Below are 25,422 nucleotides of genomic sequence, written 5' to 3'. Positions count from 1 at the left end.
CGGGCCCGAGCCTGGCGACGACCTGGCCCTGGGGACGGGAAAAGGGACCAGAGCGACGCTGCTACGGAGCCGGGCGTGGCCCGGCGCGGGCCGACCTGGGTGATCCTGGCGGTGATCGCCGCCGTTCTGCTGGTCTGCTGCTGCTCGGCCGTGCTCGGGCTCGCCCTCTCCTGGTCCGCCGGCCTGTTCGACGCACGCTGAGGGATCTTGGTGCGAAGTGGCCCCTCCAGGGGCCGTTTCACACCGAGATCGGCACGGCGGGACGCACGGGACCGCGAGTGGGTGGGTCAGCGGGGGGTGGGGAGCAGGGCGGCCGCCTCGCCGGTGCGCACCATGCGCTGCCAGCGCAGCCGGTTGCCGATCAGCGCGGTGACCACCGACTGCACCACCACCAGGTACATCACCTGCCGGTAGATCAACTGCTGGAACGGCAGGCTCCACAGCGGACCGAGCCGTTCCCGGTCCAGCCGCAGCGCGTACGCGGCGGTGACCGCCTGGAGCAGCAGCAGCACCGCCCAGGCCAGCACCAGCGTCGACCAGGGCAGGAACAGCAGGCCGTAGACGGCGTAGACGTCCACCGCCGGGGCGGTCAGCGGCAGCACGATCTGGAACACGGTCAGGTACGGCAGGCCGCGCCGGCCGAGCTTGCCGCCCGCGCCCCGCTCGCGCAGCGCGTGCCGGTGCTTCCACATCGCCTGCATCGTGCCGTAGCACCAGCGGTAGCGCTGCCGCCAGAGCTGCCGCAGCGAGGAGGGCGCCTCGGTCCAGGCGATCGCCGCCTCCTCGTAGACCACCCGCCAGCCGGCCCGCAGCACCTGCATGGTGAGGTCGGTGTCCTCCGCCAGGGTGTCCGCGGGCACCCCGCCGACCGCGAACAGCGCCTCGCGGCGGAACGCGCCGATCGCGCCGGGGATGGTCGGCATGCACTCCAGCACGTCGTACATCCGGCGGTCGAGGTTGAAGCCGATCACGTACTCCAGGTGCTGCCACCGGCCGAGCAGCCGGCGCCGGTTGGCGACCTTGGTGTTGCCGGAGATCGCGCCGACCGTGGGGTCGGCGAAGCCCTGCACCAGCCGGCGGACGGTGTCCGGCTGGAAGACGGTGTCCCCGTCGACCAGCACCAGCAGGTCGGCGCGGGCCGCCCGGATGCCCGTGTTCAGCGCCGCGGGCTTGCCGGCGTTGGCCTGCCGGATGACCCGCACCCCGCGCAGGCGGAGCCGCTCGACGATCCCGGCGGTGTCGTCGCTGGACCCGTCGTCCACGACGATCACCTCCAGCGTCGGGTAGTCGCTGGCCACCAGCGACCGGACGGTCGCGGCGATGTTCGCGGCCTCGTTGTAGGCGGGCACGATCACCGACACCGGGGCGGTGATCGCCGGCGGCACCCGCCTCGGCCGGCGGACCCGCCGCACGTGGACCTGCGCGCAGCACACCTGCACGAGCAGCCGGGCCACGCCCAGCACCAGCGCGATCCCGAGCAGCAGATCCATCGCCCCGGCCAGCCAGCCGGCGCCGGCCTGGGTCCACCGCAGGGCGTGACCGCTCAGCCGGCTGTCCCCGGCGGCCGGCACCATGGAGGCCGGCGCGCCGATCCCCTCGGAGACGGTGGTGAACCGGTAGCCCTGCCGGGTCAGCCCCGGCAGCAGCCGGTCGAGGGCGGCCACCGTCTGGGCCCGGTCGCCGCCGCCGTCGTGCATCAGCACCACCGCGCCGCGCCCCCGCTGCGGGGTGGCGGCCTCGACGATGGCCGGCACGCCCGGCCGCTGCCAGTCCTTCGTGTCCCGGTCGGCGAGCACGGTGACGTGCCCGGTGCCGGCGGCGGCGCGCAGCGCGGCGTACTCGGGAGCGGTCAGCGCCGACGGATGCGACGAGAACGGCGGTCGGAGCAGGGTGACCTCGCGGCCGGTCGCGCCGGCGACCGCCTTGCGGGTCAGCGAGAGTTCCAGGTCGCGCCGCCAGCCCGGGGCCGCGCCGAGGTCGGTGTGGGTGAAGCTGTGCGAGCCGATCTCGTGCCCCTCGGCGAGGATCCGGCGGACCAGCTCGGGGTGCTCGTTGACCCGGGCGCCGACCACGAAGAAGGTGGCGCGGGCGCCGTGCCGGCGCAGCGCGTCGAGCACCTGCGGCGTCCACTGCGGGTCCGGCCCGTCGTCGAAGGTCAGCGCGATCGTCCGGTCGGGCATCGTGCGACTGACGGGCCGCTCCCGGTCCAGCCGCAGCACCGGCCCGCCGGTGGCGACCTCCTTCGGCACCGCCGGCCCGGCGGACGGGTCGGCGCGCGGCTCGCCGGAGCCACCCGCGAGCCCGGTCACCAGGCCGTCGACGGTGAGCGCCGCGAGCAGCAGCGCCAGCCCGAGCAGGAGCAGAATCCAGTGCGCCCGCGGGTCCCGGCGGGCGACGTGCCGTGCCACCGCTACCTCGGCTTGCCCGGGGAGCGGCCGGGCTTCGCGGTGCGCCGCTCGTCGCCCTGACCCGGCTGTTCGGACGGGTTCGGCCGGGCGGTGGGGGCGCCGGCGGCCGGAACGGCGCCGGGGGCGCGGGTGTGCGTCGGCGCCGAGGTGCTGGTGGCGGGCGACGGACGGGGGGCGGTCGGCGACGCGCCGCCCAACTCGTCGCGGCCGTCCACCCCGGCTTCGAGCGGTGCCGCCGGCCGGCTGTCCGACCAGCCGGGCAGCGACACCGACGAGTCCATGAAGAGTCCGGCGGCGATCAGGCCGAGGCTGGTGAGCAGGCCCAGACCCATCGCGGTGCCGGCGATCACCGTGAGCCGGCGCCGCCGCCCGGTCCGGTCGACGAACACCGGCGGCGCTCCACCCGGCTGGTTCTGCATCTGCTGAGCTCCCGCTGCCACGCGCGACCGGGGCCCTCCGGCCCCGGTCCGGGCCCGTCGGCCGGGCCTCCGGAGCGAACAGCGCCCCCGGCGCCACCTGCGTTACACCGCTCAGGCCGCCCGCAGCTCCTCCACGGCGGTGCCGGCGCGCAGGAAGAGCAGCCCGACGCCGACCGTCACCAGCACCGCGGCCAGCGCGCCACCGCCGAGCGCCGCCAACTGCTCCACGGGTACGCCGGGCGTCACGGTCACCTCCGGCACCCGGACGATCCGGGTGTGCTGCGCGCGGGTGACCGGGTCGGCGCAGAGGTGCTCGGCGGCCTCGCAGACCTCGTCGGTGTAGCCGCCACCGCTCGGCGCGCGGAAGAGGCCCCGGGCCAGCAGCAGGCCGACGGTGAGCGCCACGGCCACCGCCGGCACGGCCGGCGCCAGCGACTGCCAGGCGATCGACCGGCCGAGCGTGTGCCGCGGCACGCCCGTCGCGACCAGGGCCGCGTACGTCCGGCGCCGGGCGACGATCCCCTCCACGAGGGCGACGACCAGCCCACCGGCGGCGACCAGCATCGCCACCGCCACCGCCAGGTCCACCAGGTCCATGGTGCGGAGATAGAAGTCGTCGCCGTCGGCCGGCCCGGCGTTGGTCAGTCGGTGAAGCTCGTTCTGGGCGACGAAGTACGACCGGAGCCCGGCCGCGCCGGCGCCGAGGAGCACCGCCGCCAGCAGGGTGGCGAAGGTCCGGCTGCCCGCCCACGGGTCGGCCGTGAGCCGGCGGGCGGCGAGCAGTGCCGCCGGACCCCGGGCGTAGCGGTGCAGCACCCGCCCGGCGGTCCAGGAGATCCAGCCGGTGCCGACGACCACGCCGATCATCGCGGCCAGCCCGCCGCCGACCAGCAGCGTCGGCACCAGCCACAACGGCGGATCGGCCTCGCGCCGGACGTACCAGCTCACGACCGGTTCGACGGAGACGAACGCGGCGAGGCCGGCGCCGATGAGCACACCGGCCCAGGGCCGGGGCCCGCGTTCCCGGCGGGCCCGGCGCACGACGCCGAACGGGGTGGCGCTCACCCTGCGCAGCATCAGCGCGGTGGCCAGCGCCGCGGCGACCGGCAGCCCGAGCAGCACGGCGGTCAGCACGCCCGTCGCGGGCAGCACGTCGGTGGGAAGGGCGAGCCGGCCGTCGGCGGCGGGCCGATCCCACGCCTTTCGGCCGGCGAAGTAGATCGACGCGCCGGCCAGCGTGCCGAGCAGGCTCGCCAGGCCGGTTTCCAGCACGGCGATCCAGGTCACCTGCCCGGGGGTGGCCCCGGCCAGCCGGAGCGCGGCGAGCCGGCGGTCCCGCGCCGGGGCGCCGAGCCGGGCGCACTGCCCGGCCAGCGCCAGCACGGGAATGGTGAGCAGCAGCAGGGCGAAGGCGGTGCCGCCCCGCAGCCCCGGCTCGACGAGCAGCGGGTTGGCGTACTGCTGCGACCAGCGGTTCTCGTTTCCGGCGGTGGCGGGCGGCGTGGGGATGGCCAGCACGGTGAGCGCCGCCAGGCCGGTGAGGGTGGCCAGGGTGGCACTGAGCGCGGTCAGCGCGACCCGGACGGTGTCGGTGCGGGTGCCGGCCAGGGCGAGCCGGGCCAGGGTCGACGGCCTCACCGCTGCCCACCGGTCAGCGGCGCGTCGAGCCCCAGGCCGGTGTGGTCCACCTCGCCGTCGCGCAGGACGACCTCGCGGTCGGCGTACGCGGCGATCCGCGGCTCGTGCGTGACCAGCACGACGGCGGTGCGCTGCTCGCGGGCCAGGCGGACCAGCCGGGTGAGCACCTGCTCGCCGGTGAGCGTGTCCAGGGCGCCGGTGGGCTCGTCGGCGAAGAGCATCCGGGGCTCGGTGACCAGGGCCCGCGCCATGGCGCAACGCTGCTGCTGTCCGCCGGACATCTCGCCGGGCCGGGTGTCGGCCAGGTCGACCACCCCGAGCCGGTCCAGCCAGGACAGGGCCGCCGTCCGCGCCTCTCGCCGCCCCGTGCCGGCGAGAAGCAGCGGAAGGGCGACGTTCTCCGCGGCGGTCAGCTCGGCGACGAGCTGGCCGAACTGGAACAGCACGCCGAACTCGGTGCGGCGCAGCCGGGACCGGGCCGCCTCCGGCCAGGTGTCGATCCGTTCGCCGCGCCAGCTCACCTCGCCCGCGTCGGGGCGAAGGATCCCGGCGAGGCAGTGCAGCAGGGTCGACTTGCCGCAGCCGCTGGGCCCGGTGACGGCGACGATCTCGCCCTCGGCGACGTCGAGGTTGACCCCGCGCAGCGCGGGCGTCGGCCCGTACGAACGGACGACTCCGCGAGCCTGGAGTTGTGTCACGAGTGCACCTCCCGGTGCCAGTCGGCGACCCGGTCCAGGGTGGTGTGCAGCCACCGTAGATCGGCGTCGACGTGGGCGATGGCGTAGTCGGCCGCGACGACGTCGTCGAGCGTGGCCGAGGGGGACGTCTTGACGGCGGTCAGCTCCCGCAGCCGCTCGGTGTGCGCGCGGCGCTGGGCGATCAGGTAGGCCCGGGCCCGGTCGACGTCGGCGACCAGCAGTGCCACCACGACCTTGGCGAAGAGGGTGCTGGACACGTGCGGCATCGGCGGCTCGACCGTGCCGAGCCACCGGTCCAGCGCGGCGCGCCCGTCACCGGTCAGCGCGTACGCCGTGCGGTCGGGGCCGCCCTCGCGCTCCTGGCCGGTGACGGTCACCAGGCCGTCCCGGTGCAGCCGGCCGAGGGTGGCGTAGACCTGCCCGAAGGCCAGCGGCCGGGCGCGGGGCAGGCGCTCGTCGTGGGCGCGCTTGAGCTCGTAGCCGTGCTTCGTGCCGGTGGCGAGCAGCCCGAGCAGCACATGCGGGGTGGACACCCCGCCACTATTCACCGAGTGAATAGACGGTGTCAACGGGCCCGCGGCGGCGTGCCGCGCGGGCCCCGGGGTGCCGACGGCAGGCGTCGAGCGGTGGTCGTGCCGCCCCCGGCGTCAGGCGGTCGGGGACCAGGCGGGGTCGCGACCGGTGTCGCAGAGCAGCCGGTGCAGTTCCGGCAGGTCGGCGTCGGCCGGAACCGGCTCGGCGAAGACGCCCATCCGGCGGGCCTGCGGCCCGAGCTGCCCGACCAGCTCGTGCAGCGCGGCCATCGCCTCCGGTGCGGGGCGGTACGGCTGGCCGGTGGCGACGGCGAGGTCCCAACCGTGCACCGTCAGGTCCAGCAGCGCCATGCCGCCGACCGTCGTCTGCGGCATGCCCATCCCCGGCGAGACGCCCTCCAGGGTGGACGGGTCGGACCAGGCGTCGACCAGCCGCCGCGTCTCGGCCTCGAAGCGGTCGCGCCAGCCGTCGGTGAGGTGGTCGGGCTTGTCCGCCCACGCCACGCCGCGTTTCGCCGCCAGGTCCTGGAAGTTCACCACCACCTCGAACAGGTGGTTCAGCAGGTCGCGCACCGCGTACTCGCGGCAGGGCGTCGGCAGGTCGAGCTGGTCGTCGGCGATGCCGCGCACCACCGCCACCGTCGGCGGCGCGGCCACCGCCAGCAGGTCACTAGTCTGGGTTGCCATACGGCCAGCGTATGAGGGTGGTCTTGAAGAAATGCGACACCAGCCGCGCGGGGACAGCCGGGGCATCCTGGACCCGGCCCGGCTGCTGCGGCGGGTCCGCTTCCGCCGGCACCTGCCCGCCGTCGCGCTGCGGCCGTACGTCGAGCACTACTGGCTGGTCGACTGGGAGCTGACGGAGCCGCTCACGCAGCGGATCGTCCCGCACCCGGCGGTGAACGTGGTGTTCCGGCGCGACGGCGACGGCCCGGAGACCGCCGAGGTGGCCGGGGTCGGGCGGGAGCTCTTCGCGATCACGCTCGCCGGAGCCGGCCGGGCCAGCGGGGTCCAGTTCCGGCCGGGCGGCTTCCGCCCCTTCTGGGGACGGTCGGTCGCCGAGCTGACCGGGCGGCGGTGGCCGATGCCGTCGCTCGCCGGGCGCTGGCCGCCGGCCGCCGCCCTGGTCGACGCGGCGTCGGGCGGCGCCGGATCTCCGCCCGCCGGCCGCTGCGACGGTACGGACGCCGAGCGCTGCCGCGCGCTGGACGACCTGCTGCTGGGCTGGGCGACGGAGGCGCACCCCGTCACGGAGGAGGTGATCGCGCTGGTCGAGGCGGTCCGCGTCGACCGGACGGTGCTGCGCGTGGACGACTTCGCCCGGCGGCGGGGCCTCTCCGTCCGGCGGCTGCAACGCCTGTTCCTGGCGCACGTCGGCGTCGGCCCGAAGTGGGTGATCCGTCGGTACCGGCTCCAGGAGGCGGTCGAGCAGGCGGCCGGTGGTCCGCCCGACTGGGCGGCGCTCGCGGCGGACCTCGGCTACAGCGACCAGGCCCACCTGGTCCGCGAGTTCACCGCCGTCGTCGGCGTCTCCCCGGCCGCGTACGCCCGCTCGGTCGGCTGACCACGGCCGCCGGCCCCGTCCGGGAGCCTTCCCCGCGCGTCAGCGGCGGCGCAGGGCGACCACGGCGACGTCGTCGTGGATCTCCGGCGGGGCCAGCTCGACCAGGAGCCGCTCGCAGAACCGGTCCAGGTCGTCGTCGATCTGGCTGGCGACCGAGGCCAGGGCGGCCAGCCCGTCGTCGATCGTGGTGTCCCGCCGCTCGATGAGGCCGTCGGTGTAGAAGACCAGCGTCGCCCCGGCCGGCAGCACGAACTCCAGGTCGGGCGGTCGCTGTGCGCGGACCCCGAGCAGCGGCGCCGAGTGCTGCACGAACTCCACCTTGCCGTCCAGGTTCAGCACCGGCGGCAGGTGCCCGGCGCTGGCCAGCCGGACCCGGCCGGTGGGCGGGTGCAGCAGCAGCACGCAGATCGTGGCCAGCTCGGTGGGGAGCAGGGTGCGCATCAGCTCGTTCACCCGCTCCAGGATCTCGCCCGGCTGGTGCCCCTCCACCGCGTACGCCCGCACCGCGTGCCGCAGCTCGGCCATCACGGTCGCGGCGTGCAGCGAGTGGCCCGCGACATCGCCGATCGCCAGCAGCAGGTGGCCGTCGAGCATCACCAGCTCGTAGAAGTCGCCGCCCACCTCGGTCTGCGCGCTCGCCGGCTCGTAGCGCACGGCCAGGTCGAGCCCGTTGATCTCCGGGATCCGGCGCGGCAGCAGGCTGCGCTGGAGGGTGACCGCGATCCGGTGCTCCTCGTCGAAGGAGCGCTGCGCCTCCACCGCCGCCGCGACGGCCTGGGCGAGCTGCACCAGCACGGGGGTGCGGGCGGTCTGCGTGGCGGTGGGCACGACGACGTAGAGCGGCGCGCGGTCCTCGCGCAGCCGGGCGGCGGCCACCGTGACCGTGTCGCCCGCCGGCCAGTCCACCAGACCCCAGTTGGTCGGGTCGTCCACCCGGACCGTCGCGCCGGTCGGCACGCCCGCGTCGTCCACGATCCACGGCACGATGGCGGCCCCGGAGCCGGAGCCGGCCGCCACCCCGGCGAGGCAGTCACCGTCGAACGTCTCGGCGATCACGGCGGCCGGGCTCTTGAAGATCCGCGCGGCGCCGGTCGCCGCCTCCTCCAGCAGCCGCGCGAAGTTCGGCGCGGAGTGCACCGCCACGGTGGTGTCGGCCAGCCCGAGCAGCCGCTCGGCGAGCAGCTCCGCCCGCTGCCGGGCCCGGTAGTAGCGCAGCACCGCGTGCGCGGTGGCGACCAGCTCGTCCGGCTCGATCGGCTCGGCCAGGTACGCGTCCGCGCCCCGGGTCAGGCCCTGCGTCCGGTCCACCACGTCCACCGCGTGCGCGGACACGTGGATCACCGGCATCGCCGGGTGCGCGGCCTTGATGCGCTCGCACACCTCGAACCCGCTCAGGTCGGGCAGCCGCACGTCGAGCACCACGAGGTCGATCGGTTCCACCCCGACCCGGGCGAGGGCCTCGCCGCCGGTCTCCGCCTCCAGCACCGTGAAGCCCGCCCGGGAGAGCCAGCTGACCAGCAGGTACCGCTTGGTGCGACTGTCGTCGACCACCAGGACGGTCGCCGCGCCGCCCTCCACCGTCACGCTCCGCCCGCGGGCAGGCTGACGGTGAACGTGCTGCCCCGGCCCGGCTCGCTGGACAGCTCCAGGGTGCCGCCGAGCAGGGTCGCCAGCCGCCGCGCGTACGGCAGGCCGAGGCCGGTGCCGCCGACCCGGGTCACGCCCGGCACCTGGTAGAACTCCTCGAAGATCCGGTGGTGCTGCTCCGGCGGGATGCCGGGACCGGTGTCGGAGACCGACAGCAGCCAGCGGTCGCCCCGCCGCTCCGCCCGCAGCCGGACCTCGCCGCGCTCGGTGAACTTGAGCCCGTTGTGCAGCAGGTTGCGCAGCACCTGGGCGAGCAGCACCTCGTCGGTGCGCAGCGTGGCCGGAACCGGCGGCTCCTCCACCACGAGCTCCACGTCCGGCCGGGTGGCCAGGGCCCGCAGCGTGCCGCGCAACTGGCCGAAGACCGGCCGCAGGTCGACCTCGGCCCAGTTGGGCTCGATCCGGCCGGACTCGGCCTTGGCCAGGTCGAGCAGCTCGTTGACCAGGTTGAGCAGGTCACTCGCCGAGGAGCGGATCAGCCCGACCTGGCGGGCCTGCTCGGCGGTGAGCGGGTCGGACGCGGAGTCGCCCAGCAGCCGGCCGAGCCCCATGATCGCGGTGACCGGCGCGCGCAGCTCGTGGCTGACGTTCGCCAGGAACCGGCTCTTCGACTCGCTCGCCGCCCGCAGTTGGGCGGACTTCTCGTCCAGCTCGGCGTAGAGGGCCACCACGCCCCGGTTGGTCTCCTCCAGCTCCTCGGTGAGCTGGTTGTAGAGCGCCATCACGCCACGGTTGGTCTCGGCCAGTTCCTCGTTCAGCACGGCCAGCTCGTCGCGCTGGCTGCGCACCTCGTCGAGGGCGGCGACGAGTTGCGCGTTCTGGGCGGCCAACTCGTCGAGGGCGCTGCCCGGAGCGTTCCGGCCGAGCTCGGAGCGCAGCTCGGTGAGACGCTCCGGCGTCAGCACCTCCGCGGTGACCGGGACACGTCGGGACATCCTCACGACCGTATCCCCCTCCCCGGTCACCACGCCCAGCATGTCCACCAATCGCGCCACCGCGCCCGACTGCGGCTCGTACCGCCCGCCGGGCAGCGGGCGCACCGGGACGAGGTCCACCCGCAGGTGGCTCCTACCGCCAACGGCGTCATGGGCGACCGCGAATGTCACATCGGCCCCGCCGACCCCGCGCAGCAGGTCCCGGGCGACCTCGCTGAGCGCCGTGGCCACGCGTACCTGGTCCTGGTGCTCCAGGCCGACCGCGGCGGCGACCTCACGGCCCCGCTGCCGGACCACGAAGATGTCGTGCTCCACCCGCAACGCCATCTGGAGCAGCGGCGCCGCCGCCCCGGCGGGGCCGGTCACGACCACGCCCGGGCGACCAGGACGCACGCGTCGTCACGGCGGGTGCCGGCGTCGCGCAGCACCGTCGCGGCCACCACGAGGGGCGACCGGTCGACGAGACCGGGATAGTCGGCTAGCTGCCAGCGATCCACCACCCCGTCACTGTGCATGACCAGCAGGGCGCCGGGGTGGAAGGGGTAGTCGTACTCCCGGACCGGGGGCCGTTGGTGCCCGGCGATGCCGGGCAGCGAGACCAGGCCCCGGCGCTGGCCGTCCGCGCCGATCACCGCCGCGGAGATGTTGCCCAGCCCCGAGTAGCGCAGCACCCCGGCCGACGGGTCCAACTCGGCGACGGCCAGCGCCGCGCCCCGGGTGTGCGACATCGACCGGTGCAGGTGCTGGACGACCGCCGCCGGCGGCCCCGCCGGCGCCTTCCGGAACGCGTCGAGCGCGGCGTCGGTGGCGGCGGAGGCGAGCGGCCCGTGCCCCAGGCCGTCGCAGGTCAGCATCTGCCGCCGGCCCTCGGCGATCCGCCAGGCGTACCCGTCGCCGCTGACCGTCTCCCCGGCCAGCGGCCGGGTGAGCGCGCCGACCCAGGGCCGCTCCCGCTGCGCCCGGCGGTCGGGCCAGATCTCCACGGCGAGGACGGTGCCCCGCCCCGGGCGGGAGTAGCCGTCGAACCAGCTGGCCTGCCGGACGATCGCGCCGAGGCCGATGCCGAGCGTGCCCGTGGTGGAGTGCCCGTCCTGCGAGGAGACGGTCAGGTCGGCCATCCCCGGCCCGGCGTCGATGGCGACCAGCTCCACGCCGGCCTCCTGCTCGTGTCGGACCGGCCGCAGCAGCAGCACCCCGTCCTCGGCGTGCTTGACCAGGTTGCTGGTCAGCTCGGCGGCGACGATCGCCAGGTCGGCCGTGCGGGCCTCCCCCAGGACGAGCTGGGCGCCGAGCCGCTCGGCGGCCCGGCGCACCGCGCTGGCCGCGCTGCCGCTCTCGACCCGGAACCAGATGCCGCGGTCGGGGACCGCGTCCTCGCTCATCTCGACCACTTGGTGACCGTGATGCGGGTGCCCTCACCCACCGCGGTCTGGATGTCGAACTCGTCGACCAGCCGGCGCGCGCCGCTGAGCCCGAGGCCGAGCCCGCCGCCGGTGGTGTAGCCGTCGGTCAGCGCCAGGTCGAGGTCGGCGATGCCGGGACCGGAGTCGGTGAAGACGATCCGCACGCCCCGCCGCATCCCGTTGTCCACCGTGCCCACCTCGACCGTGCCACCGCCGCCGTAGACCAGCGTGTTGCGGGCCAGCTCGCTCGCCGCGGTGACCACCTTGGTCTGGTCGACCAGGGAGAGCTTCACCGCCACCGCGACCGTACGCACCAGCTGCCGGACGCGTACCACGTCCTCGTCGCTGCGGATCGCCTGCGCCTGCGGCTGGCCCAGGTCGATGCCGGCGGTCATGACGAGGCCGTCGTCTCGACGTCCGGTTCGTCGTCGAACGCGAGCTCGTGCTCGTCCGCGCGCGCCGCCGCGATCAGCTCCATGCCCCGTTCGACATTGAGCGCCGTGCGGATGCCGTTGAGCGACAGGCCGAGTTCCACAAGCGTGATGGCGACGGCGGGCCGCATCCCGACGACCACCGTCTCCGCGTCGAGCACCTTGGAGATGGAGGCGATGGTCGACAGCATCCGCCCGACGAAGGAGTCGACGATGTCCAGGGCGGTGATGTCGATGATCACGCCGTGGCAGCCGGTGGCGACGATCCGCTCCGCGAGGTCCTCCTGGAGCTGGACCGCCGTCTGGTCGGACATGTCGACCTGGATGGAGACCAGCAGGATGTCGCCGATCTTGAGGATCGGCACCCGCTCCATCACGCCTCCCGGCGCTGGCGGCGGCCGGTCTCGACCCCGGTGAGCCGGAGCACGTGCCGCAGCGCGTCGGCGAGGCTGGCCTTCGTGGCGATGTCGCCGAACTCGATGCCCAGGGCGACGATCGTCTGCGCGATCTGCGGGCGGATGCCGGAGATGATGCAGTCGGCGCCCATCAGCCGGGCGGCCACCACGGTCTTCAGAATGTGCTGGGCGACCTGGGTGTCCACCGCCGGTACGCCGGTGATGTCGATGATCGCGTAGGGCGAGCCGGTGTCGACCAGGGTCTGGAGCAGCCGCTCCATCACCACCTGGGCGCGGGCCGAGTCGAGGGTGCCGACCAGCGGCACGGCGACGACGCCCTCCCAGAGCTTCACCACCGGGGTGGAGAGCTCCAGCAGCTGCTCCGCCTGGTCGGCGATGAGGCTCTCGCGGGTGCGCACGAAGCTCTCGAAGGTGAACAGCCCCATCTGGTCGATCAGCCCGGAGAAGGCGACGTAGTCGCGGAGCGTGTCGGGGCCGTTTTCGGCCTCCATCAGCTCCAGCAGCACCTCCTTGAGCGCGAACACGCTGATCGCCGTCTCGGAGGCGGAGAAGCCCTGCCGGGCGCGCCCCCGGGACAGCTCGGAGAGCACCGCGCGCAGCTCCGTGGCCTGCTCGGAGTCGAGGTCGACGGCACCCTGGTGGCCGACGGTGATCATGCTGGAGTGCAGCTCCTGCACCTGCCGGCGCAGTTCCCCCTGGCTGAGCCGCCCGCGCAGCGACCCGGCGACGATCTCCGTCCAGCGCTGTGTGATCCGCTCGGCGTGACTGGTCAGCAGACCGGCCAGTCGGCTGCTCTCGTCGGCGCTCAGCGCCATGGCAAACCCCCTTCGACCTGGACCGGCGGACTCTATCACCGGAGGCCGGAGAGCTACTTGCCACGTGGCAAACGAATGATGGTGGCCACCGGATACCGGCTCCCCTTCTGCGTACCACCCCGATCGTGGGATACCGTTTCCCCGATAACAGGAGGTCTGGCGAATGTCCTTGACGGTGCACACGGAACAGCGCGGCGACGTGGTCGTCGTGTCGGTCGCGGGCGAGCTGGACATGGCGACCGCACCGCAGCTACAGGACCAGATCACCGACCTGCTCGACAAGGGCCGCAGCCGGCTCGTCTTCGACCTGGCGAACGTCTCGTTCTGCGACTCCACCGGGTTGTCGGTGTTCGTCCGCGCCAAGAACAGCTGCGACGAGGCCGGCGGCGTGGTGCGGTTGGCCGCCCCGCAGCGGGGCGTGCTGCGCATCCTGGAGGTCAGCGGCCTCGTCGAGGTGCTGCACACCTACCCGACGGTCGACCAGGCCGTGGCGGGCGACCCGACGCCGGCCTCCTCCTGACCGTCCCGCCTCACGCCTCGTCCTCGATGTACCGGGGACGGGCGATCACCAGGCCCGCGCCGGTCTGCACGGCGAGCGCCGCCAGCAGGAACCCGATCGGCGCGGTCCACCCGCCGGTGGCCTCGTAGAGGATGCCCACCAGCAGCGGCCCCAGGGCGGCGATGACGTAGCCGGTGCTCTGCGCGAAGGCCGACAGCGCGACGGTTCCCTCGGCGGTCCGGGCGCGCAGGCCGATCACCGTCAGGATCAGCGGGAACGCGCCCTGCCCGATCGCCAGCAGGGCCACCCAGAGCAGCGCCGCGCCGTGCGGGGCCAGGGCGAGCCCCAGGTAGGCCAGGGTGGACGCGGCGGTCAGCGAGAGCACCAGCGGGCGTAGCGTCCGCAGCCGGCCGGCCATCGTGGGCATCAGCAGGGCGATCGGCACACCGAGCGCGGTCACCCCGGCGAGCAGCAGCCCGGCCGTCTCCGGGTGGTAGCCGGCGTCCCGGAAGAGCTGGGCCAGCCAGCCCATGATCGCGTACCCGCTGAGCGACTGCGCTCCGAAGTAGACCGCCATCGCCCAGCCGAGCCGGGTGCGGCCGGGCCGGATCCGGACACGGGGCGCGACGGCCTCCGTCGGGGTCGCCCGTCGGGCGGCGGCCCGGGCCCGCAGCGCCAGCGGCACCCACGGGAGTACGGCCAGCGCGGCCAGGCCGGCCCAGACCCCGAGCCCGACCCGCCAGGAGCCGAACGCGTGCGCCACCGGCACCGCCGACGCGGCGGCCACCGTCGTGCCCACGGTCAGCGCCATCGTGTACGCCCCGGTGACGAGCCCGGTGCGGTGCGGGAAGTGCTGCTTGACCAGCATCGGCAGCAGGATGTTCGCCACCGCGATGCCGGCCAGCGCCAGCGCGCTGGTGAGCACGAAGACCAGTGCGGAGTCGGTGACCACCCGCAGCACCTGACCGGTGGCGAGCGCGAGCATCGCGACCACCAGCACCCTTGCCGGGGCGAACCGGCGGACCAGCCACGGGGTGAGCGCGCCGAGCCCCGCGAAGGCGATGGTGGGCAGGGTGGTGACGAGGCCGGCCATCGCCCCGGAGAGCGCCAGGCCGTCCCGCACCTCGTCGAGCAGCGCCCCGAGACTGGTCACGGCGGCCCGCAGGTTCACGGCGACCAGCAGCATCCCGACCAGCACCAGCACGCCTCCGGCGCCGGGGCGGACCGCCCGGTCCGGGCGCGCCGGACCCGCCGTGGCGGCGGCCTCGGGGGCCGGGCCGGGGGTCACGTCGGCGGTGGTCGTCGGCGTGCCGGCGGCGTACGCGGTGGGAGTTGCTGGCGGCGTCATGCGCTTGAACCTACAATCATGGGATGAATTTCGGGCAGGAGTTGTAACGCGTGCCACCGCCGATTGATTCCGCCACCGCGCCGCCCCGCGGGCACCGGGTGCGGCAGACCATCGCCCAGCTCAGGGAGCGGATCCTCGGCGGCGAGTGGCCGGTGGGCGGCCGGATCCCCACCGAGCCGCAGTTGGTCGCGGCGTTGGGCGTGGGGCGGAACACGGTCCGCGAGGCCGTGCGGGCGCTGGTGCACGCCGGGGTGCTGGAGTGCCGGCAGGGCTCCGGGACGTACGTGGTGTCGACCGACGAGCTGGCCCCGGTGGTGGCCCGCCGCCTCACCGACGACCGGATGGCCGAGGTGGTCGAGGTGCGGCGCGCCTTCGAGGTGGAGGCGGCCCGGCTCGCCGCGCTGCGGCGTACGCCGGAGGACCTGACCGCGCTCGACGGCGCGCTCGCGGCCCGCGAGGCGGCCTGGCGCGGTGGCCGGGTCGACGAGTTCGTGGAGGCCGACGCCGCGCTGCACGTCGCCGTGGTGGCGGCCGCGCACAACGGCATGCTCGCCGAGCTGTACGCCTCGGTCGGCACCGCGATGCGCAGCACCGTCGCCCAGTCGATGGGGGACGCGCTGGAGCCCGAGCGCTACGTCGACCACTCGCGGCTGGTCGAGGCGATCCGGGCCGGCGACCCGGACCGGGCGGCGATCGAAGCCGGCGCTTTTCTGGAGCCTCCCCGCAGGGCATAGGTTGTGCCGGACGGAAGACCGGACACTTCGGGAGTACGGATGCTCAAGGGCTTCAAAGACTTCATCATGCGCGGAAACGTGGTCGATCTCGCGGTCGGCGTCGTCATCGGCGCCGCGTTCACGGGCGTGGTCACCCAGCTCACCAAGTCGTTCCTGGAACCGCTGGTGCGCGTCCTCATCGTGCTGATCACCGGCAACAAGAACGGCCTCACCGGCTCGACGCCGTCGTTCCGGGGCATCCCGTTCGACTGGGTGGCCTTCGTGAACGCGCTGATCACGTTCCTGCTCACCGCCATGGCGCTGTACTTCCTGGTCGTCTACCCCATGAACAAGCTGGCCGAGCGGCGCAAGCGCGGCGAGGAGCCGCCGCCGAAGGCGCCGAGCGAGGAGGTCCGGCTGCTCACCGAGATCCGGGACGCCCTGGTCGCCGCCGGGCACACCACCCCCGGGCAGCAGCGCGGCGCGCTCGACGACGTGCTCGGCCGCCGGGAGGAACCGCCCACTCCGCGCTGAACCCGGCACACGCACATCGGCCCCTGCGGGAATCCCGCGGGGGCCGCACTTTTTAGTACGCCTGTTCGATAGAGTCCCCGCCATGGAGCAGCGGAAGCACTGGTGGAACGGGAAATGGGGCCGGCTGGCGCGGCGGGACGTCTTCCTCCGGGTGGACGCCGACCGGTGGCACGTCGAGCAGCGGGCCGGCGGTGCCGAGGGCGTCTCCCGGTTCTACGAGTACGACAGCGCCGAGGAGGCCGAGGAGACGGTCCGGGCGCTGCTCCAGGGCACGGACGGTTGGCGCGAGCTCTCCCCCCGCCCGCCGAGCGCCTGGTCCCCCGACGCCTGAGACGGGGGCGCGGGCGGTTTAGCCGGAGCGGGGGCCGGGAACCGCGCGGGAATGAACCAACAGGGCACCGAGCGGCAGGCGATGGTTTCCCGGGTCACCACGGGCATGCGGGTGATCGACGTCGACGGCACCGAGGTCGGCACGGTCGACCTCGTGCAGCGGGGTGACCCGAACGCGGTGACCGCGCAGGCGCCGACCGCCGACCCGGGCAGCAGCCTGGACGAGCTGATCGAGTCGACGGCGGTCGAGGAGCCGGACGTGCCGGCCGACCTGGCCGCCCGGCTGCTGCACAGCGGCTACCTGAAGGTCTCCACGGACCTGGCGCCCACCGGCGCGGTCTACGTGCTCGCCGAGCAGATCGCCACCGTCGCCGACGACCGGGTGAGCCTCGACGTCCCGGCCCGCGACCTGCCGCCCGAGGAGTGAGTGACGTCCCGCCAGTGGCAGGGGCCTCGAACGCCGGGGGTGATGGCGTGCCCGCGCACGCTGTCGAGCTGATGTCGTAAACGATTCACCGTTCCGGTCCCGCATCCCTGCCACCGGCTCTACCACAGCCACTCCCACACCAGCCACCGCGGCTCCGCCACGTGCCACCGCCCGTCCCGCGAGCTGATCATTCTGGGGTCAGCCGAGATGAGTGCGTCCGATCATGCCGATGGCAGGACGTTCTCCGACGGGTCGGTGGCGCTACGGTCACCGGCGTTGATCTGGCACCCCGCCGAACTCCGACGTGACGCAACCCGACGGTCGTCCGGACCCGTCGAGCTTGCGGAGGAGGGAGCCCCGATGGCGGATGCCGAGCGTGAGTTCGTGGAGTACGTCTCCGCGCGACTGCCGAGACTGCACCGGACCGCGTTCCTGATGTGCGGCGACGCCCACCTGGCCGACGACGTGGTGCAGCAGACGATCACGGCGCTGTACGTGAACTGGCGCCGGGTCAGCCGGGCCGACAACGTCGATGCGTACGTGCACCGGATGCTGGTCCACAAGCTCGTCGACGAGAAGCGGTTGAGCTGGGCGAAGGTCCGGCTGCTGGGGTGGATGCCGGAGCCGGAGCGCCCGCCGGTCACGCCGCACGACGACCTGGCCGAGCGGGACAGCCTGCTCGCCGCGCTCGCCCGCCTTCCCCGGGGTCAGCGCACCGTACTGGTCCTGCGGTTCCTGTGTGACCTGTCGCTGGCCGACACGGCCGCCGCGATGGGCTGCTCCGAAGGCAACGTGAAATCGCAGACGGCGCGGGCGCTGGCGGCGGTCCGCCAGGTGCTCGACGTCACCGAAACGGCCGGGAGGAATTCGAGATGACCGCGTTGGACGACCAGCGGATGGCCACCCTGATGCAGGCGGCACCGGTTCCCGAGCCACGGGTTGACGTGGGCCGCGCGGTCCGGGACGGCCGACGTCGCCGCCAGCGCCGCCGCCTCGGCGGGATCACTGCGGTGACGGTGCTGGCCGGGCTCGGCGTCGTGGGCGCGGTCCAGCTCGGCGGGGCCGCCAGCCGGCCGGCTCCGGCCACGCCGGCCCTCGCGGCGTCACCGGCCGGGACCGTGTCGGCCGCCCCGGTCTCGCCGGTCACCTGCGAGGCGTCGTGGTTGCCGCAGCCGATCGACGGTCCGGTCGCGGTGGCGAACGGCGTCGACCCCACCGGGCGGCACATCGTCGGCGAGATCGGCACCGGGCAGGAGGACGGGCGGGTCGTGCTGTGGACCGACGGCCAGGCACGCGTCCTGCCGGCCGGCGCGCGGCACGCGGCCGCGGTCAACGCCGGCGGCGTCGTGGTCGGCACCAACGGCGACGGCACCGGGTGGGTCTACCGCGACGGGAAGCTGCGCTTCCTCGCCACCCCACCCGGCTACCGCGCGGTCCTCGTGCACGCGGTCAACGGCCGGGGCGACATCGTCGGCACCGCCAGGGGAGCCGGCGACTCGCACCACGCCGTGCGGTGGTCGGCGGACCGCCCGCAGGAGCACCGGCTGGTCGGCCAGTCGGGTTCCACCGCGACCGGGATCACCGAGGACGGCACGGTCGTCGGCGCGATGGGCCAACTGCCCTACCGGTGGACGCCGCAGGGGATCGGGGCGGCGCTGGCGGTGCCCGACGGTTACCCGCGCGCCTCGGTCGACTCCGCGCACGGCGAGTGGGCGATCGGCATGGTTCCCGGCGCCCAGCAGGGCGGTGCCGTGCAGATGCTGCCGGTGCGGTGGAATCTCACGACGGGGGCGGTGGGCGTGCTGCCGTTCCCGGGGGCGACCGCGATCGCCGGCAACGGCGACCTGCTGGTCGGCGGCAGTGAGCCGATGGTCGTCGCCCCGGACGGCACGTCCCGCCGGTTGCCGGGCCGGCCCGACGTCCGGGCGACCGAGGCGGGCACGTACACGGCCAACGGGATCAGCGACGACGGTCTGACCGTGGTCGGTGCCGTCTACGAGAACCAGATGCACCGGCCGCTGGTGTGGCACTGCCGCCGCTGAGGGGCGCGCACCGGTCCGTGCCCCTGACGCCGGGCTCCGGAAGGGTCGATTCGGGCGGTCAGGCGCAAGGCGGCGATCATGTGCCGGACGCCCTGGTCACGGGGTAGGTGGCCCGTAGCCGTGCCGGCCGCTGCCGGGCACTGCGGCGATGTCGTGGACGACTCAGCTCCACGGCGCGTGGAGATCAGTTGCCACCGGTCCGGCCGCTCGCTGACGAGGTGACCGCGACGGAGTCCGGTCCAGCCGGGTCTGGCTCGGCCGCACCTGGCCCGGAAACGCCTGGCCCGGCCGAAGCCGGCCCAGCCGAAGCCGGCCCGGCCGCCCTCGGCCCCGCCGACCCCGTCGCGGGTTCGGGCGACGGCTCCGGCGCGGCCGGGTCGGCGGGACGCCGGCGGAAGAGCAGGAGCATCAGCCCGCCGGCGACCAGCCCCCAGAACGCGCCGCCCACGCCGACCAGGGTCACCCCGGAGGCGGTGACCACGAACGTGACCACCGCGGACTCCCGGGCGGCCGGCTCGGCCAGCGCCGAGGTGAGCGCCGTGGCCAGCGCGCCGAGCAGCGCCAGCCCGGCGACCGCCTCGATAAGCACCGGCGGCGCGAGCGCGATCAACGCGGTGGCCGCCCCGGCGCCCAGCCCGAGCAGGGCCAGCCCCGTCCCGGCGGTGACCGAGGCGATCCAGCGCCGGTCCGGGTCGGGGTGGGCGTCCGGGCCGGCGGCCAGGGCGGCGGTGAGCGCCGCGAGGTTGACCGCGTGCCCGCCGGCGGGGGCGGCGGCCAGGCTGGTCAGCCCCGTCGCCCGCAGCGCGGCGCCGAACGGCGGCCGGTAGCCGTAGCCGACCAGCACCGCCATCCCGGGCACGTTCTGCGCGGCCATGGTGACCAGGAAGAGCGGCAGCGCCAGGCCGACCAGGGCGGAGACGCTCCAGGCCGGCGTGGTCAGCTCGACGGCGGGCAGCAGCCGCGCGCCGCCGAGGTCGGCGACCGGGGTGGTCAGCGCGATCGCCGCCACCGCCACGACCAGCGCGCCGGGCACCGCCCAGCGCCGTGCGAAGCGGTGCAGCAGCAGCCAGGCCAGCACCACGGGGGCGGCCAGCCGGGGCACCTCGACCAGCGCGCGGACCGGCGCGGTGCACAGCGGCAGCAGGACGCCGGCCAGCATGGCGCCCGCGATCGGCCGGGGGATCGCCGCGACGGCCCGACCGAGCGCCGGGAACAGCCCGGCGGCCACGATCAGCACGCCCGAGACGAGGAACGCCCCGACGGCGACGGGCCACCCACCGGGCACCGGGCCGGTGGCGACCAGCAGCGCCGCGCCCGGGGTGGACCAGGCGACGCTCATCGGGATCCGGTGCCGCAGGCCCAGCCAGACGGCGGAGACCCCCGACGCGACGCAGACCGCGAGCAGGCCGGAGGCGGCCTGCGCGTCGGTGGCGCCGACGGCCCGCAGGCCCGCCAGCACCACGGTGAACGAGCTGGCGAACCCCACCAGCGCGGTCACCACCCCCGCCAGCAACGGTTGCGACCGTCCCGCCATCCCCGCCCCCCAGATCGTTCCGTTTACGGAACACGGACCTGTAGCACCATAGCGGGGTGCCACCGACCTCACCAGCCCGCCCACCGCATCCCGACCCGGGCGCCGACGCCGTCGGCCGCCGGGTACGCGCGCTGCGCGAGGAGCGGGGCATGTCGCTGTCCACCCTGGCCCGGCTGGCCGGGGTGGGGAAGGCGACCCTTTCCGGGCTGGAGAACGGCACCCGCAACCCGACCCTGGAGACGCTCTACGCGATCACCGCGCAGCTCGGCGTGCCGCTGGCGGCCGTGCTCTCCGGCCCGGCCGCGACACCCACCGTCCGCGGCACTGCGGTCAGCGCCATCCTGCTGGAGGTCTTCGAGGAGGCCGACGCCACCTACGAGCTGTACCGGATGCTGATCACGCCCGGCCCGGAGCAGCTCTCCCCAGCGCACCAGCCCGGCGTCACCGAACACGTCACCGTCTTCGCGGGCGTGCTGCGCGCCGGCCCGGTCGACGCGCCGCTGACCGCGACCGCGGGCGAGCACCTGCGCTGGACGTCCGACGTGCCGCACGTGTACGCCGCCGTCGGCGACGAGGAGGTCGCCGCCAGCCTCCTGCTCCGCTACCCCCGCCCCTGAGCGCGGGCGACGGCCGCCGCGCCGGCTCAGCCGTCGACCGGCGTCGGCACCGCCATCCGCCGCTGCACCGCCCAGATCGCCGCCTCGGTACGCGACGCCGACCCGGTCTTGCGCAGCAGGTTGGAGACGTGCACGGTGACCGTCCGCACCGAGATGCCGAGCGCCCGCGCCGCCTGCTTGTTCGACATCCCGGCGACCAGGCAGCCCAGCACCTCGATCTCCCGCCCGGTCAGCTCGGCGTCCACCGGGCCGGCCGGCCGGGGCACCACCGCCGCCGAGGGCGCCGGCGTCGACCGCGCGGCCCGCGACGGGGCCGGCGGCGGCGGGCGGAGCAACGCCTCGGGCCCCCGGCCGGCGTGCGCGGCGAGCAGTTCGGTCAGCAGGTACGGGTTGCCGCCGGTGCGCCGCCAGACCGCGCGCACCAGCCGACCGGAGGGGCGCGGGTCCGCGTACACCTGGGTCAGCACCTCGGCGACCTCGGCCGGGAGCAGCGGTCCGAGGTGTTGGCGGACGGCGCCGCGGACGCCGCAGAGCCGGGCCAGCGCGCGGACCGCGAGGTCGGGCGCGACCGCGTCCGCGGCGGGCCGGGTGGCCACCACCAGCAGCGCCGGCAGGTCGGCGGCGGTGGCCAGCTCGCCGACCAGGTTCAGGCTGGCCGGGTCGAGGGCGTGCAGGTCCTCCACCACCAGCACCGCCGGCCCCGCGCCGACCAGCAGCCGGACGACCCGCACCGCGAGCCGGAGCAGGGTGCCCGGGGCGTAGCGCTCGCGCGGCGCGGTGGGCTGTTGGGCGAGCCAGGCCAGCGCGTCCGGCGGCAGGTCGAGCCCGCTGGTGTCCCGACCGGTGAGAACGGCGGCCAGCCAGTCGTACGGGGCGGGGCTGTGCACCCGGGCGGCGCCGGAGAGCACCACCGCGGGGCGGGGGGCGAAGGCGTCCAGGGCGGCCGCGACCAGCAGGGACTTGCCCACCCCGGCCTCACCGGTGATGACCGCGACGGCGGGCGCGGAGCGCCGGGAACCGGCCACGGTGGACCACGCCCGGTCGAGCTCGGCCAGCTCACCGGCGCGCCCCACCATGGACACCGGCATCATTCCCACACCCTACGCAGTAGTGCGTAGAGACGGCGGCAGGGTGTTCTTGGCAAGCTTGTCCCATGACGCTGATCCTCCGCTCGGCCATCCTCAACGACATCGGCCTGGTCCGCACCAACAACGAGGACTCCGCCCTCGCCGGTGACCGCCTCGTCGCGGTGGCGGACGGCATGGGCGGCCTGCCCGCGGGCGAGGTGGCGAGTGAGATCGTCATCCGCATCCTGGACGAGCTGAGCCCGCCGACCGACCCCGACGAGGCCGCCGACGCGCTGCGGGCCGTGGTGAGCACCGCCAACCGGCGCATCCACGCCGCCATCGCCGTCGACCCGGCCCGCGACGGCATGGGTACGACCCTCACGGCGGCCCTGCTCGCCGGGGACGCGCTGGTGCTGGCCCAGGTCGGCGACTCCCGCTGCTACCTGCTGCGCGACGGGCAGCTCACCCAGCTCACCCGGGACGACACCTTCGTCCAGGCGCTGGTGGACCAGGGGGCGCTCTCGCCCGAGCAGGCGCGCCACCACCCGCAGCGGTCGTTGGTGACCCGGGCGGTGCAGGGCGCGGACGCCCCGCCCGCGATCGGGGTGCTCACCGTGGTCGCCGGCGACCGGCTGCTGCTGTGCAGCGACGGCCTCTCCGACTACGTCGACGACGCCACGATCGCCGGGACACTCGGCATGTACGCCGACCGCCAGCAGTGCGGCGAGCAGCTCGTCAAGCTCGCCCACCAGGCCGGCGCGCCGGACAACGTCACCGTCGTGGTCTCCGACGTCACCGCCGTCTAGAGCCGGGAGATCGCCACCTGGGCGGTCGACCACGCGGACTCCGGCTACCTGACCCCGGGGTCGCCGCACGGGCTGGCCGTCACCGCGTTGCTGGTCGTCACCGTGGCGGCCGTGTTCAGCTGCCGGCTGCGCCGCCGCCGGCACCTGCGCCACCCTGCCGACCGGCTGACCGCGGCGACGGGTGGGCCGACCACTTCCGGCGATTGCGGTTGCGCGGAGCGGGAAGCCGGGTTGGGATTGGCAGATGACCATCCGCCGTGTGCGCGCCGAGAAGCGCCTGACCACCAGCTTCCCGCTCCAGGCGTACGCGTTCGAGACGTCGCCGCTCACCGCCGCCCGGACGGAGGAGTTCCGCGACTACCTGCCCTACAACGAGGGCAACCGGACGCTGGTCGTGGAGGCGGACGGCGTGACGGTGGCCGCCGCCTCGGCGGTGCCCATGCGGCAGAACCTGCGCGGCAGGGTGCTGCCGATGGCCGGCGTCGCCGGGGTGACGACCCATCCGCTGGCCCGCCGGCAGGGACACGTCCGGGCCCTGCTGCACCAACTCCTCGACGAGATGCGCGACGAGGGGCACCGGCTGACCGCGCTCTGGCCGTTCCGGCCGTCGTTCTACGCCCGGTTCGGCTATGTCGGGCTGCCGAAGGCGCGTACGGCCACCTTCTCGCCGGCCGACCTCGGCGAGTTGCTCCGCGCCGACCTGCCCGGCGAGGTGGGCTGGGAGCGGATCGGCGCGGGCTACCGAACCTGGCGCGAGTTCACCGAGCGCTGCCTGCGCGAGCGGCACGGCTTCGCCATCTTCCCCGACTACCGGGACGTCGGGCTGCGCGACCGCGACGAGCGGTGGCTGCTCACCGCCCGGGTGGGCGGGACGGTCACGGGCGCGGTTACCTACCGGATCGACGACCACGGCGGCACCCTGATCGCCGACGACCTGCTCGCCACCGACCCGGTCGCCCGCGCGCTGCTGCTGCAGTTCTTCGCCCGGCACGTCGACCAGGTGGAGCGGGTGCGCGTCCAGATCCCCGCCGACGAGGTGCCGGAGCTGTGGCTCACCGACCTGGCCGTGCACGTCGAGGCGCGGGTGGCCCGCCCGGGCTCGTCCGCGCCGATGGCCCGGCTGCTGTCGGTGGAGGCGCTGGCGGGGCTGCCCGCCGGGCCGGGCCGGGTGCGCGTCGAGCTGACCGGCGACCGCTGGCTGGCCGGGTCGTACCTGCTGGACGGCGCGACCGGCGCGCTGGAGCTGGTCGGCGGCGCCGCCGCCACCGCCGGGGAGCCGCCGGTCGCCACGCTGACCGCCGCCGGGATCTCCGCGCTGGCGTACGGGGTGCTCGACCCGGTGGAGGTGGGGCTGCGAGGGCTGGGCGAGGTGCCGGCGGACGCGGCGGCGGAGCTGCGCAACCTCTTCCCGCGCCAGCTTCCGTACCTCTTCGCCGACTTCTGACGCGACGGTCGGCGGGCGCCGGGTGCGGTCCCACGGATGCCGGCGTCAGTAGGGGTTGCCGTGGCCGGCGGGACGGCCGCGCAGCAGGGCGGCGGGGCGGCCGCTGGCGGCGGACATCGCGGGGCTGGCGGTGCGGGCGCCGCCGGCCATCCCGGCGAAGAGTTCCTTGAGGGCGCTGAGCGCGTCGTGCCGGGGCTGCCAACCCAGCTCCGCCTCGGCGCGCTCGCTCGACATCAGCGGCACGTTCAGCGCCAGCTCCACCCAGCCGGCGTCGATCGGTTGCAGCCGCGCCCGCCAGGTCAGCGCGGCGGCGGCGCGCAGCACCGGGGCGGCCACGGGCACCGTCCAGCCGTGGAAGTGCCGGGCCACCAGCTCCGGGGTCAGCACCGGGTCCGCCGCGAGGTTGAACGGGCCGCGCGCGTCGCCCAGGACCGCTCGGGCGTACGCGTCGGCGACGTCGTCGGTATGCACCGCCTGCATCCGCAGCCGCCGGTTCGTCGGCACCAGCGGGATCCGGCCGAAGCGGAGCAGCCGCACCGGCGCGAACGGGCCGAGGAAGTAGCGGGTGATCTCGGTGGCCGCCACCCGCTGGAAGTTCAGGCCGGGCCGCATCCGCACCACGCGCAGCCCCGGGTGCTCCCGTTCGGCACGGTCGAGCAGCGCCTCCACGTCGGCCTTGTCCCGGCTGTACGACGAACCGGGCACCCCGGTCGCCGGCCAGCGCTCGGAAACCGGGTGGTCCTTGGGGCCGGGCGCGTAGGTGCCGACCGACGAGGCGTAGACGAGGGCCGGCACGTTCGCGCGGACCACGGCGTCGACCACCGCCGCGCTGCCGCCGACGTTGGTCCGGCGCAGCACCCGCTGGTCGTGGCTGGGCTGGATCTGCCAGGCCAGGTGCACCACCGCGTCGGCCCCGGCGAAGACCTCGGCGAGCTGGTCGGCCGCGCCCGGCAGCCCGACGTCGCAGGAGTGCCACTCCACCTGGTCGTACGGCTCACCCGCGTCCGGCCCCGGCAGTCGGCGGGCCACCCCGGCGAGATCCACTCCGCGTTCCCGGCGCAGCCGGCGCAGCAGGGCGGTGCCCGCGTTGCCGGTGGCCCCCACCACCACGATCCGCATGCCGACCCCGTACCCGGTCAGCCGCCCGCCAATCG

28 protein-coding genes are annotated in these 25,422 nt (G+C 75.1%); 12 read left to right on the top strand and 16 right to left on the bottom strand.

The features are described from left to right. Window positions 1-75: 75 nt before the first annotated feature. Window positions 76-201: a hypothetical protein gene (locus ACGF7U_RS00765; RefSeq protein ID WP_393101986.1), complete on the top strand. Its 126-nt coding sequence runs from the start codon at window positions 76-78 to the stop codon at window positions 199-201. Window positions 202-287: 86 nt separating this feature from the next. Here ACGF7U_RS00765 and ACGF7U_RS00760 read toward each other — a convergent pair whose 3' ends face one another. The 6 genes from ACGF7U_RS00760 to ACGF7U_RS00735 all read right to left on the bottom strand — a co-directional run bounded on the left by ACGF7U_RS00760 (window position 288) and on the right by ACGF7U_RS00735 (window position 6,383). Then, window positions 288-2,408 carry a bifunctional polysaccharide deacetylase/glycosyltransferase family 2 protein gene (locus ACGF7U_RS00760; RefSeq protein WP_393101985.1) on the bottom strand — a complete coding sequence of 707 codons (2,121 nt, stop codon included), beginning with the start codon at window positions 2,406-2,408 and terminating at the stop codon, window positions 288-290. 2 nt (window positions 2,409-2,410) lie between these two features. Next, entirely contained in the window at window positions 2,411-2,827 is a 417-nt protein-coding gene (locus tag ACGF7U_RS00755) for a hypothetical protein (RefSeq protein WP_393101984.1), read from the bottom strand. A 111-nt stretch (window positions 2,828-2,938) separates the two neighbouring features. Then, window positions 2,939-4,465: an FtsX-like permease family protein gene (locus ACGF7U_RS00750; RefSeq protein ID WP_393101983.1), complete on the bottom strand. Its 1,527-nt coding sequence runs from the start codon at window positions 4,463-4,465 to the stop codon at window positions 2,939-2,941. Further along, entirely contained in the window at window positions 4,462-5,163 is a 702-nt protein-coding gene (locus ACGF7U_RS00745) for an ABC transporter ATP-binding protein (protein ID WP_393101982.1), read from the bottom strand. Before ACGF7U_RS00745 ends, ACGF7U_RS00750 begins: the two co-directional genes overlap by 4 nt. Then, window positions 5,160-5,696 (bottom strand): PadR family transcriptional regulator, encoded by a 537-nt coding sequence (locus ACGF7U_RS00740; RefSeq protein WP_393101981.1) that lies wholly within the window; start codon window positions 5,694-5,696, stop codon window positions 5,160-5,162. The genes ACGF7U_RS00745 and ACGF7U_RS00740 overlap by 4 nt, the downstream gene beginning before the upstream one ends. A 114-nt stretch (window positions 5,697-5,810) precedes the next feature. Next, entirely contained in the window at window positions 5,811-6,383 is a 573-nt protein-coding gene (locus ACGF7U_RS00735; RefSeq protein ID WP_393101980.1) for a TIGR03086 family metal-binding protein, read from the bottom strand. Between the two features lie 31 nt (window positions 6,384-6,414). On the opposite strand from ACGF7U_RS00735, the gene ACGF7U_RS00730 reads away from it, so the two are divergent. After that, on the top strand, window positions 6,415-7,260 hold the full coding sequence (locus ACGF7U_RS00730; protein WP_393101979.1) for a DUF6597 domain-containing transcriptional factor: 846 nt from the start codon (window positions 6,415-6,417) through the stop codon (window positions 7,258-7,260). Window positions 7,261-7,299: 39 nt separating this feature from the next. Here the strand turns inward: ACGF7U_RS00730 and ACGF7U_RS00725 are convergent, their stop codons facing one another. From ACGF7U_RS00725 to ACGF7U_RS00700, 6 genes are read right to left on the bottom strand one after another with little or no spacing between them, the layout of a single operon-like run. After that, entirely contained in the window at window positions 7,300-8,838 is a 1,539-nt protein-coding gene (locus ACGF7U_RS00725; RefSeq protein ID WP_393101978.1) for a SpoIIE family protein phosphatase, read from the bottom strand. A 2-nt stretch (window positions 8,839-8,840) separates the two neighbouring features. After that, complete coding sequence (locus ACGF7U_RS00720; protein WP_393102877.1) at window positions 8,841-10,169, bottom strand: ATP-binding protein; 1,329 nt, start codon at window positions 10,167-10,169, stop codon at window positions 8,841-8,843. Window positions 10,170-10,204: 35 nt separating this feature from the next. Next, window positions 10,205-11,224: a SpoIIE family protein phosphatase gene (locus ACGF7U_RS00715; RefSeq protein WP_393101977.1), complete on the bottom strand. Its 1,020-nt coding sequence runs from the start codon at window positions 11,222-11,224 to the stop codon at window positions 10,205-10,207. Beyond that, complete coding sequence (locus tag ACGF7U_RS00710; protein WP_393101976.1) at window positions 11,221-11,640, bottom strand: ATP-binding protein; 420 nt, start codon at window positions 11,638-11,640, stop codon at window positions 11,221-11,223. The genes ACGF7U_RS00715 and ACGF7U_RS00710 overlap by 4 nt, the downstream gene beginning before the upstream one ends. Further along, window positions 11,637-12,050 (bottom strand): STAS domain-containing protein, encoded by a 414-nt coding sequence (locus ACGF7U_RS00705; protein WP_393101975.1) that lies wholly within the window; start codon window positions 12,048-12,050, stop codon window positions 11,637-11,639. The genes ACGF7U_RS00710 and ACGF7U_RS00705 overlap by 4 nt, the downstream gene beginning before the upstream one ends. Continuing rightward, entirely contained in the window at window positions 12,050-12,907 is an 858-nt protein-coding gene (locus tag ACGF7U_RS00700; protein ID WP_393101974.1) for an STAS domain-containing protein, read from the bottom strand. Before ACGF7U_RS00700 ends, ACGF7U_RS00705 begins: the two co-directional genes overlap by 1 nt. Window positions 12,908-13,070: 163 nt before the next feature. On the opposite strand from ACGF7U_RS00700, the gene ACGF7U_RS00695 reads away from it, so the two are divergent. Then, window positions 13,071-13,427, top strand: coding sequence for an STAS domain-containing protein (locus ACGF7U_RS00695; protein WP_092381119.1), 357 nt, complete (start codon window positions 13,071-13,073; stop codon window positions 13,425-13,427). A gap of 10 nt (window positions 13,428-13,437) precedes the next feature. Here ACGF7U_RS00695 and ACGF7U_RS00690 read toward each other — a convergent pair whose 3' ends face one another. Continuing rightward, entirely contained in the window at window positions 13,438-14,754 is a 1,317-nt protein-coding gene (locus tag ACGF7U_RS00690; RefSeq protein ID WP_393101973.1) for an MFS transporter, read from the bottom strand. Between the two features lie 50 nt (window positions 14,755-14,804). On the opposite strand from ACGF7U_RS00690, the gene ACGF7U_RS00685 reads away from it, so the two are divergent. From ACGF7U_RS00685 to ACGF7U_RS00660, 6 genes are all read left to right on the top strand, one after another. Further along, window positions 14,805-15,488, top strand: coding sequence for a FadR/GntR family transcriptional regulator (locus ACGF7U_RS00685; protein ID WP_393101972.1), 684 nt, complete (start codon window positions 14,805-14,807; stop codon window positions 15,486-15,488). A 39-nt stretch (window positions 15,489-15,527) separates the two neighbouring features. Next, complete coding sequence (gene mscL / locus ACGF7U_RS00680) at window positions 15,528-16,001, top strand: large conductance mechanosensitive channel protein MscL (protein WP_393101971.1); 474 nt, start codon at window positions 15,528-15,530, stop codon at window positions 15,999-16,001. Window positions 16,002-16,083: 82 nt separating this feature from the next. Continuing rightward, complete coding sequence (locus ACGF7U_RS00675) at window positions 16,084-16,332, top strand: hypothetical protein (protein WP_393101970.1); 249 nt, start codon at window positions 16,084-16,086, stop codon at window positions 16,330-16,332. A gap of 51 nt (window positions 16,333-16,383) precedes the next feature. Then, complete coding sequence (locus ACGF7U_RS00670) at window positions 16,384-16,758, top strand: hypothetical protein (protein ID WP_393101969.1); 375 nt, start codon at window positions 16,384-16,386, stop codon at window positions 16,756-16,758. Between the two features lie 360 nt (window positions 16,759-17,118). After that, the gene (locus ACGF7U_RS00665; protein ID WP_393101968.1) at window positions 17,119-17,634 is read left to right on the top strand and encodes a SigE family RNA polymerase sigma factor; all 516 of its coding nucleotides are present in this window, start codon (window positions 17,119-17,121) and stop codon (window positions 17,632-17,634) included. Continuing rightward, window positions 17,631-18,800: a hypothetical protein gene (locus ACGF7U_RS00660; RefSeq protein ID WP_393101967.1), complete on the top strand. Its 1,170-nt coding sequence runs from the start codon at window positions 17,631-17,633 to the stop codon at window positions 18,798-18,800. Before ACGF7U_RS00665 ends, ACGF7U_RS00660 begins: the two co-directional genes overlap by 4 nt. A 184-nt stretch (window positions 18,801-18,984) precedes the next feature. On the opposite strand, the gene ACGF7U_RS00655 is transcribed toward ACGF7U_RS00660, so the two are convergent. Then, entirely contained in the window at window positions 18,985-20,334 is a 1,350-nt protein-coding gene (locus ACGF7U_RS00655; RefSeq protein ID WP_393101966.1) for a benzoate/H(+) symporter BenE family transporter, read from the bottom strand. A gap of 56 nt (window positions 20,335-20,390) precedes the next feature. Between ACGF7U_RS00655 and ACGF7U_RS00650 the strand changes: the two genes are divergently transcribed. Beyond that, the gene (locus ACGF7U_RS00650; protein ID WP_393101965.1) at window positions 20,391-20,951 is read left to right on the top strand and encodes a helix-turn-helix domain-containing protein; all 561 of its coding nucleotides are present in this window, start codon (window positions 20,391-20,393) and stop codon (window positions 20,949-20,951) included. 26 nt (window positions 20,952-20,977) lie between these two features. Here the strand turns inward: ACGF7U_RS00650 and ACGF7U_RS00645 are convergent, their stop codons facing one another. Next, entirely contained in the window at window positions 20,978-22,042 is a 1,065-nt protein-coding gene (locus tag ACGF7U_RS00645; protein WP_393101964.1) for an AAA family ATPase, read from the bottom strand. 62 nt (window positions 22,043-22,104) lie between these two features. Here ACGF7U_RS00645 and ACGF7U_RS00640 point away from each other — a divergent pair, with 62 nt between their 5' ends. Continuing rightward, window positions 22,105-22,824 carry a PP2C family protein-serine/threonine phosphatase gene (locus ACGF7U_RS00640; RefSeq protein ID WP_393101963.1) on the top strand — a complete coding sequence of 240 codons (720 nt, stop codon included), beginning with the start codon at window positions 22,105-22,107 and terminating at the stop codon, window positions 22,822-22,824. Window positions 22,825-23,068: 244 nt separating this feature from the next. Beyond that, window positions 23,069-24,268: an enhanced intracellular survival protein Eis gene (gene eis / locus ACGF7U_RS00635; protein WP_393101962.1), complete on the top strand. Its 1,200-nt coding sequence runs from the start codon at window positions 23,069-23,071 to the stop codon at window positions 24,266-24,268. A 45-nt stretch (window positions 24,269-24,313) separates the two neighbouring features. On the opposite strand, the gene ACGF7U_RS00630 is transcribed toward eis, so the two are convergent. Next, on the bottom strand, window positions 24,314-25,387 hold the full coding sequence (locus ACGF7U_RS00630) for an NAD-dependent epimerase/dehydratase family protein (protein ID WP_393101961.1): 1,074 nt from the start codon (window positions 25,385-25,387) through the stop codon (window positions 24,314-24,316). Window positions 25,388-25,422: the final 35 nt, after the last annotated feature.

It is taken from the genome of Micromonospora sp. NPDC047670, assembly GCF_043204915.1.
Classification (GTDB): domain Bacteria; phylum Actinomycetota; class Actinomycetes; order Mycobacteriales; family Micromonosporaceae; genus Micromonospora.
This window is presented reverse-complemented; position numbering and strand designations above follow the sequence as displayed.